At 51.4% G+C, this 14,551-nt stretch carries 12 protein-coding genes; 2 read left to right on the forward strand and 10 right to left on the reverse strand.

Going from position 1 to position 14,551, the window contains the following annotated elements; genetic code table 11:
• The 10 genes from AC50YO_RS22230 to AC50YO_RS22275 form a co-directional block, all read right to left on the reverse strand.
• A complete protein-coding gene (locus tag AC50YO_RS22230; RefSeq protein ID WP_494850405.1) occupies positions 1 to 789 on the reverse strand; it encodes a class I SAM-dependent methyltransferase in 789 nt (262 codons plus the stop codon).
• The gene (gene mutL, locus AC50YO_RS22235; protein WP_494850407.1) at positions 786 to 2,840 is read right to left on the reverse strand and encodes a DNA mismatch repair endonuclease MutL; all 2,055 of its coding nucleotides are present in this window, start codon (positions 2,838 to 2,840) and stop codon (positions 786 to 788) included. The genes AC50YO_RS22230 and mutL overlap by 4 nt, the downstream gene beginning before the upstream one ends.
• Positions 2,841 to 2,879: 39 nt before the next feature.
• The gene (gene mutS / locus AC50YO_RS22240; RefSeq protein ID WP_494850408.1) at positions 2,880 to 5,549 is read right to left on the reverse strand and encodes a DNA mismatch repair protein MutS; all 2,670 of its coding nucleotides are present in this window, start codon (positions 5,547 to 5,549) and stop codon (positions 2,880 to 2,882) included.
• 203 nt (positions 5,550 to 5,752) lie between these two features.
• A complete protein-coding gene (locus tag AC50YO_RS22245; protein ID WP_494850409.1) occupies positions 5,753 to 7,171 on the reverse strand; it encodes a putative amidoligase domain-containing protein in 1,419 nt (472 codons plus the stop codon).
• A gap of 195 nt (positions 7,172 to 7,366) precedes the next feature.
• Positions 7,367 to 7,930, reverse strand: a complete 564-nt coding sequence (locus AC50YO_RS22250) for an outer spore coat protein CotE (RefSeq protein ID WP_494850411.1) — start codon at positions 7,928 to 7,930, stop codon at positions 7,367 to 7,369.
• A 107-nt stretch (positions 7,931 to 8,037) separates the two neighbouring features.
• Positions 8,038 to 9,006 (reverse strand): aromatic acid exporter family protein, encoded by a 969-nt coding sequence (locus AC50YO_RS22255; protein ID WP_494850412.1) that lies wholly within the window; start codon positions 9,004 to 9,006, stop codon positions 8,038 to 8,040.
• 37 nt (positions 9,007 to 9,043) lie between these two features.
• Positions 9,044 to 9,892, reverse strand: a complete 849-nt coding sequence (locus AC50YO_RS22260) for an ABC transporter permease (protein ID WP_494850520.1) — start codon at positions 9,890 to 9,892, stop codon at positions 9,044 to 9,046.
• Between the two features lie 43 nt (positions 9,893 to 9,935).
• A complete protein-coding gene (locus AC50YO_RS22265) occupies positions 9,936 to 10,763 on the reverse strand; it encodes an ABC transporter ATP-binding protein (protein ID WP_494850413.1) in 828 nt (275 codons plus the stop codon).
• Between the two features lie 25 nt (positions 10,764 to 10,788).
• Entirely contained in the window at positions 10,789 to 11,799 is a 1,011-nt protein-coding gene (locus AC50YO_RS22270; RefSeq protein WP_494850414.1) for an ABC transporter substrate-binding protein, read from the reverse strand.
• A 142-nt stretch (positions 11,800 to 11,941) separates the two neighbouring features.
• Complete coding sequence (locus tag AC50YO_RS22275) at positions 11,942 to 13,456, reverse strand: carboxypeptidase M32 (RefSeq protein WP_494850415.1); 1,515 nt, start codon at positions 13,454 to 13,456, stop codon at positions 11,942 to 11,944.
• 134 nt (positions 13,457 to 13,590) lie between these two features.
• Between AC50YO_RS22275 and AC50YO_RS22280 the strand changes: the two genes are divergently transcribed.
• Entirely contained in the window at positions 13,591 to 13,908 is a 318-nt protein-coding gene (locus AC50YO_RS22280; RefSeq protein ID WP_494850416.1) for an iron-sulfur cluster biosynthesis family protein, read from the forward strand.
• A gap of 50 nt (positions 13,909 to 13,958) precedes the next feature.
• Positions 13,959 to 14,534 carry a beta-class carbonic anhydrase gene (locus AC50YO_RS22285; RefSeq protein ID WP_494850417.1) on the forward strand — a complete coding sequence of 192 codons (576 nt, stop codon included), beginning with the start codon at positions 13,959 to 13,961 and terminating at the stop codon, positions 14,532 to 14,534.
• Positions 14,535 to 14,551: the final 17 nt, after the last annotated feature.

Below are 14,551 nucleotides of genomic sequence, written 5' to 3' on the forward strand. Positions count from 1 at the left end.
CTATTGTTCTCGCGCAACTTCTATCACTCCATAAGCAATTTTCGACGTGTTCACATGGCGCCGTTCGAAACCAAGCCTTGCAAATTCTCCGCTGTCCCGGTGCTCTTTCATTACCACAGTCTTGCGTGCAACACGCAGCGCTTCGGCAACCGATTCAGGAGAGAGCGCATTAGCATTCGCAAGCGTCCGCAGCGGCTCAATCGCGCTTGATTCATGAATTGGCTGCCGAAACATCGGATCAAAATATACGACATCAACACTATTGTCCGGCAATCCGCTCAAATAGCGATAATGCTGCTCACAGCGCATCTCTATTCTTCTCATTGCCGCATCTACGTCAGGCAAGCCCGACTTATAAATGGCAAGGCCTTCTCGCACAACCGTGCATAGCACTGGCTCGCTCTCCGTCGCAATAACCGCTCCTGCCTCCCCTACGGCATAGGAGAAAACAAGGGCATCTGAGCCCAAGCCAGCTGTACAATCAACGACAGTGTCGCCTTCCAAGCAGCCTGACAGCACAATCATCGGATCATTTTCCCCCCGCCGTAACCGTTTGACCCTGACAAAGGCCATACTAGGGTGAAAATATAAGGGAGTCTCCGTCTGCCCTTCATAAAACCGAACTTCCCTCTCCGTTACCACAAGGATGCGGATGTTCTCCATTTGCTCTCCCATTTGCCTGAGAGTCTTTCTGCCGCGCGGAATATAAGGCACTTCTAATTCTGCTGCAAGCCTCTTAGCCGTGTCTGATGCTTCCGCTGACGGCTTATCCGCTGTTGTTACAATCATGACATCACCCGTTTGAACATTTTTTCTAGTTGATAGTTAGACATATGCACGACAATCGGTCGCCCATGCGGACAAGTATATGGCTGCTCACAAGCAGCCAATTGCGCTAATAAAGAGTCTCCCTCTTCCCTAGTCTTGCGGTCATTTGCTTTAATTGAAGCCTTGCAGGAACACATAATAGCGGCTTTCTCACGCAGCTTGGCAATATCAATCGCTTTTTTATCCGACAGCAGCAGATCGGCCATCTCTTCGACGATGGCTTGCTCCTCGCCCTTGGGCAGCCATTCCGGATAAGAGCGGACAAGAAAGGTTTGTGCACCGAATGGCTCCAGCTCTACGCCGGCATCGGCAAAAAGAGCAATCATTCCGCGTAATTGCGCTGCTTCACCAGGCGTAAATTCAAGTGTCAGCGGTACGAGCAGCTGCTGGCTTGCCGCAGCTGGATTGCCGAACTTTTTGTAATAATATTCATAATTAACCCGCTCATGCGCCGCATGCTGATCAATCAGGTACAGGCCATCCTCCGCCTCCGCGACAATATAAGTGCCATGAAGCTGACCAATCCAGTGCAGCTCAGGGAAGAAAGGGGCAGCTTCAGAAGTCTGCGGCGCGTTAGCCTCTTCTCCCTGCTTATCCGCCTGCTGCCCTTCATTCGTAGAAGGGATAGCCTGAGCAGAACTGTCATAAGCTGCATCAAGCCCACTCCCGAAGGTAGCTTGTTTGATTGGATAGCTTGCTTGATCGCTTGTATATTGCTGGGTCGGCAACTGCAATGAAGGAGCTGCTTCCTCCCATGGCGCTGCTGTTTCCCTGAACGCTGTCTCCCGCTGCTCAGCTGGCTTATATAGCTTTTCTGCCGCATTTCGAGGGACATATTCCCGATTGTCACGTATGGAGGAAGGCGCGTTGTAAGGCCGGCTGGAAGTCTGCCTATCCCCTGTTCCTGATGAAGGCATAACCTTGTCATCCTTCGGCTCAGGCCGATGGAATGACATTGCATCCTGTACGAATAAAGGCTTTGAGCGCTCTTGCTTGTAGGCTGATTCCGGTCCCGGAATATGGCGCACCGTACCTAGCGCTGCTCGAACGGCCTGCTCGATCAACGTTCTTAGCTCAGCTTCCTTGCTAAAGCGGACCTCCATCTTGGATGGATGCACATTCACATCGAGCAGGCTAGGATGCATGCCAATCTCCAGTACGACTAGTGGAAAACGATTGATAGGAAGCAAAGTATGATACGCTTGAAGCACCGCCTGATTAATCGCATGACTTCGGATATACCGCCCATTGACGATAGCCGTCATGCCATTGCGATTCGCTCTCGTAAGCTCAGGCTTGGAGATATAGCCTGTCAAATCATAATCGCCGCTCTCGCCCTCTACCTTCATCATCGCCTTAGCTGTATTGGAGCCATACACGGCTGCAATAACTTGTAGTCGGTCTCCCGTCCCTAATGTACGAAGCAAGGTATTGCCATTATGCTTGAGCGTGAAAGCAATGCTCGGATGAGCCAAAGCTATTCGATAGACATAATCTGATATATGCCCCAGCTCCGTTTGGATCGACTTCATATATTTCAGCCGGGCAGGGGTGTTATAGAACAAATCCCGTACGGTCATATCCGTCCCTTGCGGGGCATTCGCCGGTTGATCTATGGTTACTGTACCGCCCTCAAAGCTCATCCGATGAGCCAGACCCGTCGTCTCAATGGAAGAGATGCATTCAAGCCTCGACACCGCCGCTATACTTGGCAGCGCCTCTCCACGGAAGCCTAGGCTGGCGATCTTGAACAAATCGCTGCTTGACATAATTTTGCTCGTTGCATGACGTTGGAAGGCTGTTCCCATATCCTCCGGCTCGATACCCGTCCCGTTATCCGTCACCCGAATAAGAGAAAGTCCGCCCTCCTCGACTGTTATATCTATGACCGAGCTGCCCGCATCAACCGCATTCTCAACCAGCTCCTTAATAACAGAAGATGGCCGTTCGACGACTTCGCCTGCAGCAATCTGATTCGCAAGCTGCTCGTCCAGCACTTGAATTTTCCCCATTCGAATGACTCCCCTCTCTGGCTATAGTACCGTTATCCGTTATAGCTTGCTTTTCCTATCATTAAGCCATTGCATGGCCTGCATTGGCGTCATATTGAATAAATCCAGCTTGCGAAGCTCATCCGCCAGCTGCTCTGCCTTAGGACTCGCTTTACGCTTGCCAGCTTCCGGCTGAACGACAGGCTCGTCGAAAATGGACAGCTGAACAGCCGCTGTCGCAGCCGTTTCCTTGAAGGCATCCTGCGTTGATGCATGATCTGCATGCCGTTCGTATCGTGCTTCGGACGCTGCACCCTTGCGTTCCTTGATCGGATGCTCTGACTCGGTGCGGGCAAGAAGTTCATAGGAGCGCCCAATAATCGACTCAGGAAGACCCGCGAGCTGAGCGCAATAAATACCGTAGCTCGTACTTGCGGCTCCAGGAATCAGCTTACGCAAGAAGGTCACATGATCTCCGCTTTCTTGAACCGCCATACAAGCATTCGCCAGAGAAGGAAGAGAATCTTCCAGATGCGATAGCTCGTGGAAGTGAGTGGAGACCAGCGCTTTGCAGCCAATATGATGGTGTACGTATTCAATAACAGCTTGGGCAATTGCCATTCCCTCTCCAGTGGAGGTGCCTCTTCCCAGCTCGTCGATAATAACCAGACTGTCTGCTGTCGCCTTCTCTGTCATGATCTGAATATCCTTCATTTCAACCATGAAGGTGCTTTGGCCGCCAATCAAGTCATCGGCTGCTCCAATCCGGGTGAAAATCCGGTCAATCATCGGAATTTGAGCCGACTTCGCTGGAACGAAGCAGCCTATCTGCGCCATGATAGACAACAAAGCCACTTGGCGCATATAAGTGCTTTTGCCCGCCATATTCGGACCTGTAATAAGCAGCATAGACTGCTCACCCTTGCGAAGAGCCGTTCCATTAGCTATAAAAGGCACTCCTTCTACAACGGCTTCAACGACAGGATGCCTTCCCTCTTCAACGATAAGGTCGTATTGCTCTGTAATGACAGGACGTGTAAAGCGCCGCTCTGCACTGACCGTAGCGAAGGATTGGTATACATCCAGCTCCGCAATTACCTCTGCGAGGCGCTGCAGTCGATGAAGCTGAAGCGACAGATGGTCTCTGAGCTCCACGAATCTGGCATACTCCAGGTCCACCATTTTGTCCTCGGCTTCAAGAATGAGACGCTCCTTCTCCTTGAGCTCTGGCGTTACGAAGCGTTCGGCATTAGCCAGCGTCTGCTTCCGCTCATAGCGGCCTTCCGGCAGCATCGCCAGGTTCGCCTTAGAGATTTCCAAGTAGTAACCGAATACTTTGTTGAAGCCAATCTTAATAGACTTGATGCCCGTCGCTTCACGCTCTTGCCGTTCCAGCTCTGCAAGCCATTTTTTCCCGTTCGTGCTTGCTTCCCGCAATTGATCCAGATAATCATCATAGCCCGCACGGATTAAGCCGCCTTCCCGAATCGAGACAGGAGGCTCGTCCACCACTACAGTCTCAATCATATCCGCTAGATCCTGACAATCATCCAATCCCTCCACCAGACGCTGAAGCCTGTCTGAGTCCGAGCTGGCACATAGCAAAGTCAATTGCGGCACTCTGCGAATCGAGCTTTTGAGTGCGTTCATATCTCTCCCGTTCGCGCTGCCGAAGGCAACTCTGCCTACCAGCCGTTCCAGATCATAGATCTGATGAAGCTCGGAGCGAATATCGTCGCGCAAAATAAGATTGCGGTAAAGCGTATCTACTGCTTCATAACGCGCTTCGATTGCCGTGCGGCTGAGGAGCGGTTTATCAATCCAGCGGCGCAGCAGCCTTGCTCCCATTGACGTCTGAGTCCGATCTAGCAGCCATAGCAATGAGCCTTTTTTGCTCCTGTCGCGGACGGTCTCGGTCAATTCCAGATTACGCCTTGTATAATGGTCCAGAATCATATATTGGTTGGGTTCATAGCTTCGTATCGTCCGAACATGGCCGAGCGAACGTTTTTGCGTATCATCCAAATAGCCAGTCAACAGGCTGACGGCACGAAGCCTCGTCTCATTAAGCGATTCCAGCTCTACGGGCTCAAACTGCTGCCCTAGCTTACTCTGGTTCATCGGCTCACGCGGCGTCAATAAGACAGGCCTGTTCCATACCGCTTTCTGGCGCAGCTGCTCTAATAGAATCTCATCGCCGACGATCTCAGCAGGCTGATAGACATTGATCTCATCAATCAAGGTGTCTATCTGTCCAGCCATAGATGTCACATACAACTCGCCTGTAGATAGATCGCAGGCTGCCAAACCCAGCCGCTCTGGCGAGGAAGAAAGCGCTCCTACGGATACAATGAAGTTATTCGTTTTGTCTGCAAGCGACTTGGACTCCATCACCGTGCCCGGAGTAATGAATCGGACAATCTCGCGGCGCACGACGCCTTTGGCAGCCGCTGGGTCCTCTACCTGCTCGCATACAGCTACTTTAAACCCTTTATCTACTAAACGGGCTATGTAATTGTCCGCGGAATGATGCGGCACGCCGCACATCGGAATTTTTTCCGTGCCTCCGCCTTCCCTGCCAGTCAACGTAATTTCCAGCTCACGCGATGCCGCTATGGCATCCTCAAAAAACATTTCATAAAAATCACCCAATCGAAAAAACAAAAAAGCATCCTTCGCCTCTTCCTTAATAGCGAGGTATTGCTGAATCATCGGAGTATAGCTAGCCACTGTTGCCCCTCCTACTTAGTTATATATTAACTATCAGATTATTGAACAAATGAATACGCAGGTGTAAGAAAAAGAAATGAGAAAAATACCATTAGACTATTATAGCAACCAGATTGGATAACGCCAACCACAGCAACTTGTTCGGCATAAATTCCCTACTCTTATACAAAAAAAAGCTCACCAAGCCTAATCCCGATACAGGATTAGCTAGGTGAGCTTGGTATACGCCATTTGATGCGGATGTCTGCGCGCTCATCCCAAGTGATGCCGCGCCGCGCCGCATCGAGGAGCGGCTCAATATAAGGCGCCAGCGAGGGATAGCTTGGCGCCTTGGCCATTGCGGCGGCGATACCATCCAAGCAGCCGGCAAGCTCCGTGCGATCGCCGGCGTAGAAGGCCTCGACATACCGCTCATCAAGCGCAGGCAGGTCCGTGAGGGTCCAGGTCTCCCGAGCGCATAGCAGCGAGAGCGCGAAGGCGGCTTTGGCGGCTGCCGGGGAGACGAGCCAACTAGGCAGCGTTCGATATTCGAAGCCGCCATGCGGCTGCCGGCGGTAATCGCCAAGGGCGCCATAGCGAGGCCGCCGGCCCCGCCCGGCGGAATCCTCTACGACAGCGAGCGGGAAAGCCACGTAGCTGTCAAGAAGCCGGAGCAGCCGACTAGTGAGTGGCGTACCGCTCAGGTGAATATGCCCGCCGAGTGCCAGCCCCGGCACAGGCATGGCCCCAGCGGCCCAGCGCAGCTCGGGGTCACTAATACGAGCAGCGGCGCGCATCAGCAGCCGCCGCACATGCCCCGTCAATACGGCAGGATCAGCCGCTGGCTCTGGACGCAATTCAGCGACGGGATAGATAATCCGCCGCCCAATAAGCATCGCATCGCTGCCAGCCGCTCCTCCCACCCCTTCCCCCAAATACCGTGAGGCCGGGACGATCTTGCCGTCCTGCCTCAATAGAACAAACTCCGGGTCTGCTCCAATCAGCAGCCCCTTGCCTGTTCCTTCGCTCCTCGCTCTTGCTTCCGCCTCATGCCAAAGGGCGAACCGTCTTAGCGCAGCCGCTTGCAGCGGACCTTCTCTAAGCGGTCTAACCTCCCTTGCCGCGGCTCTTCCATCCGCACCAAGCGCCACATCGACCTCGCCAAGGTCGAGGCCAAGCGAATAGAGCGCAGAGACAGCTGTACGCACCACACGGCGCAGTCCGATATCATCAGGCATGACTTGGCTTCTTTGCTTCATTCGAAGCAATGGCGCTGCCTCGCCAAAGGGCCTGCCAGCGATATCTATACGCATCAGCTCAGCAAGCTCCAGATGAACAAGGCTAACGCGGTATAACCGCTCGTCCATTGTTGCCGCGCGATAAAGACCAGCACGGCTCCATATCTGCAGCCTCTCAGATGGCCGCTTCGCAGCTAGAACAGCCGCGCCCTCATTAAATAAATGAGCGCCAGGAAACTTGTTCGAGTCAATGGTTCGCCGCTCCGATAAGGCGATGACAGCATCGCCTGGTTGAACAGCGGTTGCAGGACCGAAGCAAAGGACCGATGGTACCTCAGCTTCCAAGCGTTCCAGTCGCTCATCATTGCCTTGCCAGATCCAAGTATAAGCCTTTCCCGCAGCCATGGCCGCCACCTTCTTATCGGAAATGGATTGCTAATCATAACGTTATTATGCTCAGCCTACGAGGTAGGCCTAGCTTTATGGCATTGTTGGCAGGAACAGCCGTAGTCTAATACCCATTTTCAACAAAAAGAGGGCTTTCGCCCTCAAATTTACCGCAATAGCGGCATATCATACCGTACAGAAATGGAAACCGGATTACAGCTCATCGTCCAGCAGGTCCGGGTCCAAATCCTCGTAATCCCCATCGCCGAGATTATAGTCGAGTTCCTTCGCTTCCAGGCCGTCGTAACCGCCCGGGAAGACAGCAACCCATACTTTAGTCTCGGCAATCATTTCCACTGAGAATTCCCGCTCGACGCGAATGACAACGCCGGAACCGCTCGAAGAGATGTTGGCCTCAATACAATTAGGCTCTTGAAGCGCCTCGGCAGACACTTCCTCTGTCGCTGTCCTATGCTTGGGATCTACATAAGACAACGGAACATGCTCAACATAATGTACGGATTCCTTAGCTACCTCGGTCTGCGAGTTTTTGCTGTACGAATACCAGATATTGATATCGTAAGTACCGATTACCTCAATACCGTCGCCCGATCGAACCGCTTCATACTGATGGTTGATAATCCATGCACCAAGAATGCTGGTTGGTTGATGAGGCGGCGTTACGGTATGGGTTACAGTGGAAAACTTACGACCTTTTCCGCAGACAGCTTTCGTTATAATCTCTCTACCCTGAAGCTGTTTATCTGCATTAGTCATCGATTTAACCTCCTCCATACAATCATTCATTTAAAGTGTATGCAGGACATTCGTCTAGGGTGACTGTTTCTTTTCCTGCTCCGCAACGAATTTTTTCCCTTTTTAGTTTATGAGGGATCTTTGTCTAAAATGACTTTTCTTTTTTTAAGCCGTTTGGCTGTAGCCAAATACCGCTCCAAATCATGCATCATCTTGAGCAGAGCAGCCCGAACCTCGAATTCTTCACGCGTATGAGGCAACTCCATCGTCCGGAACATTCGGCGAAGCTCCGACAAGCGCCGCTCTGTCATTCCTTCATAGACATCCGACCGCACATCCTTCACCAACTGCTCCAGCAGCTCCGCGATCAGATCATTTTGCGGCCATTTCTCGTAGACAAGCGCAAGCTCTACGAGCATGAGCTGGACGGATTCCAGCTGCTCGCTCCGCATTTCAAAATAAATCAGCCAATCATGCTCTTGCCCCCACAGCTGATTATCCCGATTAAGCATCGAGCGCCTTTCCCCTTCTGCTATGACGCGCTCGACCTCCAGCAGCTCGCTCCCGTTCCACACATGGTCCGGGCTGCGCAGCGTAGTCGCCATCTCCAAAAAGATCGTACTGAATAAGCGCTCTGTCTCCTTCTTAAGCGATTGCAGCACATGCTTGTCCTTCGGCATGTAGATCACGTTAATGACCGTAGCCCATCCAAGGCCTGCAAGGAGCAGCATAATCTCGTTGCCGATAATGCCTACCGTGACGCTTTTGTAATTGAATAGATGAAACACGATAACGGAGCTGGTCACAATGCCATCCTTGAGCTGGAAGCGCGACAAGAACGAAAAGGTAATTAATATAAACAAAGCAACCGCCCAGATATGAAATCCGAACAGCGTAAAAATAAGCGAAGCGAAGAACAATCCTAATACAGAAGCAACAAACCGGACAAAAGCGCTCTTCAGCCCTTTCATCCGGCTCACCTCAACGCCAAGTATCGCTAGAATGCCCGCCCCAAGAGGAGGCTCCAATCCGAAATAAACTGCCGTATAGATTGCTGCTATAGCCGCCAATGCGGTTTTTACAATTCTTATGCCCATAATACCCCACCAAGTTCATTCATTATTTCCGTCTATCCTAACGCTCCCGCCAGCCTGACGTCAACTTTCTCTCCAGCATAGCTACCAACTGGTACATAATGGTCGCAACGACGGCAATAACGAGCAGGCTGGATAGCACTAACGTGAAGTTGAATACCTGAAAGCCATAAATAATCAAGTAACCAAGGCCAAGCTTTGCCACTAGAAACTCCCCTACGATAACGCCGATCCATGCAAGACCGACATTTACTTTTAGAGCGGATATAATGACAGGGAATGACGCGGGCAAAATAACGAGCCGGAATAATTGCGCCCTGCTTGCCCCGAACAATCTCACCACCTTAATATACCCCGCTTCTATTTCACGGAAACGATTATAAATATTAATTGTCGTAATAATTACGGTGACCGATAGCGTAACCGCGACGATCGACATGAATCCTGGGCCCAGACCTACGATGAAGATAGGACCAAGCGCAACCTTAGGCATGCTGTTCAGAACGACGAGATAAGGGTCAAGCACGCGTGACAAAAAAGGAAACCACCAGAGAGCAGCAGCAATTGCCGTGCCGAGCAGCGTCCCGAGCGCGAACCCAATCGCCGTCTCTGCGACGGTCATCCCGACATGCGGCCATAAGGAGCCGTCCGCCATCGTTCTCCATAGCTGGTTGATCATTTTGGAGGGATAGCTGAACAGAAGCGGATCGACCCATTTGTTCCTTCCTGCCGCTTCCCACAGCGCGATGAACAAGATGAGTATGGCAGCCTGTGTCAAGCCGACCGCAGCCGACACTCGTCTGGCACGCCTCTTGAAGCGGATATGAAGCTCACCCAGCCAATTCGATCGATCGTCTTGAATGCCCGATATTGCTGCACGCTCCAGCATTTCTTCATCCCGGTAAGCCTCGCCCTCAGATGTATTTCTAGGCTCATAGCTGTACGGCAATCTCCTCACCTCCTTCTTCATCCTGCTCATTGACAGCTTCCGCTGCCTCAAGCTCCGCCCACAGCTGATCGAAGGTCTCCTGAAAGCTTGGAAGCTTTCTTGCCTCCATCGGCGACGCCTTTCTAATCTCGTCTGGCACGAGAATCTCTGCAATCTTGCGTCCGGGATTGGCAGCCAGCACAATAACGCGGTCGCTCATTGCGGCTGCTTCCGCCAAATCATGAGTGACAAGAACTGCTGTTTTACCTAATCGCTTCAACGTCTCCTGCACCAGATCCTCAAGCTGAAGCTTAATATGAAGATCAAGCGCCGAGAACGGTTCATCGAGCAGCATAATCTCAGGCTCTGTAGCGAGCATTCGCGCCAATGCCACACGCTGCCGCATGCCGCCTGACAGCTCATGCGGATAGCGGCTGCCCGATCCGGGCAGGCCAAGCTCCGCAAGCAATTCATCAATGTAGGCAAGCGAGGCTGAGGTCTTCCTACCCGTTATTTCGAGCCCAATGGCGGCATTATCTCGTATCGTTCGCCACGGAAATAAATAGTCCTGTTGAAGCATGTACCCAACCTTCGTCGAAGGTCCAGATACCTGCTCGCCTCCCAGCGTCACCAGCCCTTTCGTCGGTGGGAATAAGCCAGCGAGCATGCTTAGAATAGTCGTCTTCCCGCAGCCGCTCGGTCCGACAAGGCTGACGAACTCTCCGCGATGAACCGTCAGATCCAGATTTTCAACAGCCAATGACGCACCTTTAGCATTCACATACACTTGGGACACATCTGCCAGCACCAGCATTGCCTCTTCGTCAGCCATCGTCTCTCCTCCCAGCTACTGTAAGTTATTTCAAGCCTTCAATTGCTTTCTCAGCAAACGTATTATTCACAATGGCATGATGCTCAGTACGCTCCTTGAGCTCGCCAGCTGAGGTCATCACATCCAGCAGATTATTCCACTCTTGTTCGTCTATAATCGGATCAGCTGCGTAAGAGCCCTGCTGCTTGTAACGGTCGATCGAGCTCACCACGATGTCGCGGTCCACATTGTCGAAATAAGGGAGAACCACTTCCGCGATCGACTCTGCATCATTGTCCTTCACCCATTGCTGCGCTTTTTGGATCGCATTGGTGAAGGCTTGAACCGTCTTGCTATGTTTTTTCGTGAAGCTTTGCTTCGCCATGAATACGGTGTAAGGCAGGTGACCGCTCTCAACTCCGAATGAAGCAACGACATGGCCCTTGCCTTCTTTCTCGAAGATCGAGGCAGTTGGCTCGAATAGCTGCACATATTTGCCTGTGCCAGAAGCGAATGCTGCCGAGATATTGGCGAAGTCGATATTTTGTATAAGCTCAAGGTCCTGATGAGGGTCAATGCCGAATTTCTTCAGCGTGAACTCTCCCGCCATTTGGGGCATACCACCTTTTCTCTGCCCAAGGAATACTTCTCCCTTCAGCTTATTCCAATCAAAGGAAGCATCCGGCTCCCGAGCCACTAGGAAGGTGCCATCCGTCTGCGTCAATTGGGCAAAGTTTATGACTGGATCATCAGCTCCTTGCTGATAGACATAGATCGACGTCTCCGAGCCAACAAGAGCTACATCAATGACACCTGAGAGCAAAGCCGTCATCGTCTTGTCGCCGCCAGCTGTCGTAGTCAGCTCTACATCCAAGCCTTCTTCCTTGAAAAAGCCCTTCTCAATAGCGACATATTGCGGCGCATAAAATAGCGAGCGCGTAACCTCGCCAATCGTTATCTTCGTATTTCCTGAACTGCTGCTGCCACAGCCCGCGAGCGCAGCGGTTGCAATCAATGCCATCGTAAGCAGCAGTAGCATCCCTACTCGTCTTCCCATTCCCATTCCTCCCGCTAACCTGGTTGTAGTGATTTCAGCCTATGCACAACAAGGGAACGCGGTGATTTCTATCCATGCCCAAAATAAAAAACGGCCGTCCCTTCATTTGCAAAAGGGCGACCGTTTTATTGAGCTATTTTTATTACAGCTTATAAATATCCTTATACTTCTGTTCCAGATAGGTTACCAGATGCTGCGGGTCAAGGGGCTTGCCAGTAACGCCCTCAATCAACTCCGAAGGTGTTCTCAGCTTGCCGTATTGATAGATGCGCTCTGTCAGCCAGTCCTTGATCGGCAGAAGATCTCCCCGTCCGATCATATCCCAGAAGCCGTCCAGCTCCCGCTCCATCGTATCGGCGAATTGGGCAGCATACATATTGCCGAGCGAATAAGAAGGGAAGTAGCCGAATGCGCCGCCGGACCAATGAACATCCTGCAAGACGCCTTCTTCGTCCGTCTCTGGAACGATTCCCAGATATTCCTTATACTTTTCATTCCATATTGCTGGAAGATCAGCGGCCTTCACGCCCTCATTAAAGATCAGCTTCTCAATCTCATATCGAATAATAATATGCAGATTGTAAGTCAGTTCATCCGCTTCTATCCGAATAAGAGACGGCTGTACAACATTGATGCCGCGGTAGAACTGCTCGACCGACACATCCAGCTGTCCAGGGAACAGCTTCTGCAATTCGCCGAAGTTATGCTCCCAGAAGGGCTTGCTGCGTCCGATCATATTTTCCCAGAAGCGTGATTGCGATTCGTGGATGCCCATGGAAGTGCCCGTGCACAAGGTTGTGCCAATTAATTCAGGCATGATGTTCTGCTCGTAGAGAGCATGGCCGCCTTCATGAATCGTTCCGAACAAAGCACTCGTCACGTCGTCCTCCAGATAACGGGTCGTGATGCGGACATCACCAGGATTCAGGCCAGTCGCAAAAGGATGCATGCTCTCGTCCAAGCGTCCTGCTTCGAAGCTGAAGCCCATCTGCTTCAGAATAGACAGGCTGTATGCTTTCTGAGCTTGCTTATCATAAGTCTGACGAAGGAATGCGGTATCGGGCTGATGCTTCGAGTCTGCGATCGCTTTGGCAAGCGGAACGAGCTGCTCACGAAGGCTTCCGAAGATTTGGTCAAGCTTGGCAGTCGTCATGCCAGGCTCATATTGATCCAGCAGCGTATCATAACGAGTCGCCTTAGGCCCCCATAGATCTATGAATTGCTGCGTATAATCAATGATCTTCTCCAGATAAGGCTGGAAGCTGGCATAATCATTCGCCTCTTTGGCTTCCTCCCACTTGGATTCTGCTTGGGCGGCGAGGACGACATATTCCTGATAGAGCTGCGGCGGGATTTTGACACTGCGGTCATAGTCCTTGCGCATCTCACGTACCAGCCTTTGCTCAATCTCGCTTAAGCCTTCTATCGTTCCCGGTGCTTCAAGCTCCGTCAAGTAGTTGCCTAACTCAGGTGAAGTGGACAGCTTGAACATTTCCCCCGACAATGAACCGATAACCTCCGACCGTGCATCCATCCCTTTACGCGGAGCACCTGTACGAAGATCCCAATAGAGGACGCCTAACGCCTCTTCATACCCTTTAATTTTGCGAACCGTTTCCAAAAAAGCGGGTAACGCTTTCACTGCATGTGCCGTCATTATTCATCCATCCTCCCTAGTGAATTCCCCTATAATTACATAGGAACTTAACTTGATCTTACCGATAACAAAACGTATAATCAACCTTAACCTATGCGGCTCGTTGGTATACATAATAAGAAAGAGGAATCCTTATGCGAATTACTTTCTCAGCATCTGCCATTGCAGCCATAACGCCCCATTTGGCAGAGGGCAAGCAGCTCAAGCTGCTTCATGACACCGAAGGCTGCGGCTGCGTCGTCAGCGGGGTTCCTGCTCTGCAGCTCATCGAGCACAGCGGTCCTGATGATCGTCTGGCGCAAGGAGACCCTTTCCCATTCTGGTATGAGCCCAGACATGAAGTCTTCTATGATCCCGAGCTTCGAATCGATTATGATCCGAATAGCTCAGCCTTCAGCTTGAAGAGCGACAACCAGATTTATACTCTTCATTTGCGTTTCTTGAAAAATTAACAGAGCTTCAAAGCTTCGAAACCGTCTATTTTAGGAGGAAATGATCACCGATGAATAAACTTAATCAAATTATGAGCTATAACCAAAGCTTCGTAGAGAACAAAGAGTATGAGCAATATTTAACTACCAAATTTCCCGACCGCAAAATGGTCATCGTTACTTGTATGGATACACGCCTGACCGAGCTGCTTCCCAAGGCGATGTGCTTGAAGAACGGCGATGCCAAAATTATAAAAAATGCCGGCGCCATTATTACACAGCCCTTCGGCAACCTAATGCGCAGCGTGCTCGTCGCTGTCTATGAGCTGCAAGCCGATGAAGTATTCGTTATCGGCCATCATGAATGCGGAATGACGGGACTCAACCCTGAGGTAGTCGTGAGCCATATGGTTGAGCGCGGCATTCCCGAGGCACGCATCGAGACTTTGCGCCATTCCGGCTTGAATCTGATGCGCTGGCTGACAGGCTTCGACAACTTGACGGAAAGCGTAGAGAAAAGCGTAAGCATTGTGCGCAACCATCCACTGCTCCCGCCTAACATTCCTGTGCATGGACTGGCGATTCACCCGGAGACTGGTGCGCTTGATGTCATTGTCGACGGCTATGAAAACTTGAAAAATAAATAACGATAAGGAATCGTTCG

It is taken from the genome of Paenibacillus sp. J22P59 (assembly GCF_059383895.1).

What these genes read in the sequence shown, in the direction of transcription:
- AC50YO_RS22280 (WP_494850416.1), top strand. Translation starts at nt 13,591, where the DNA reads ATGCGAATTACTTTCTCAGCATCTGCCATTGCAGCCATAACGCCCCAT.
- AC50YO_RS22250 (WP_494850411.1), bottom strand. Translation starts at nt 7,930, where the DNA reads ATGACTAATGCAGATAAACAGCTTCAGGGTAGAGAGATTATAACGAAA.
- AC50YO_RS22255 (WP_494850412.1), bottom strand. Translation starts at nt 9,006, where the DNA reads ATGGGCATAAGAATTGTAAAAACCGCATTGGCGGCTATAGCAGCAATC.
- mutL (WP_494850407.1), bottom strand. Translation starts at nt 2,840, where the DNA reads ATGGGGAAAATTCAAGTGCTGGACGAGCAGCTTGCGAATCAGATTGCT.
- AC50YO_RS22285 (WP_494850417.1), top strand. Translation starts at nt 13,959, where the DNA reads ATGAATAAACTTAATCAAATTATGAGCTATAACCAAAGCTTCGTAGAG.
- AC50YO_RS22265 (WP_494850413.1), bottom strand. Translation starts at nt 10,763, where the DNA reads ATGGCTGACGAAGAGGCAATGCTGGTGCTGGCAGATGTGTCCCAAGTG.
- AC50YO_RS22270 (WP_494850414.1), bottom strand. Translation starts at nt 11,799, where the DNA reads ATGGGAAGACGAGTAGGGATGCTACTGCTGCTTACGATGGCATTGATT.
- AC50YO_RS22260 (WP_494850520.1), bottom strand. Translation starts at nt 9,892, where the DNA reads ATGCTGGAGCGTGCAGCAATATCGGGCATTCAAGACGATCGATCGAAT.
- AC50YO_RS22245 (WP_494850409.1), bottom strand. Translation starts at nt 7,171, where the DNA reads ATGGCTGCGGGAAAGGCTTATACTTGGATCTGGCAAGGCAATGATGAG.
- AC50YO_RS22275 (WP_494850415.1), bottom strand. Translation starts at nt 13,456, where the DNA reads ATGACGGCACATGCAGTGAAAGCGTTACCCGCTTTTTTGGAAACGGTT.
- AC50YO_RS22230 (WP_494850405.1), bottom strand. Translation starts at nt 789, where the DNA reads ATGATTGTAACAACAGCGGATAAGCCGTCAGCGGAAGCATCAGACACG.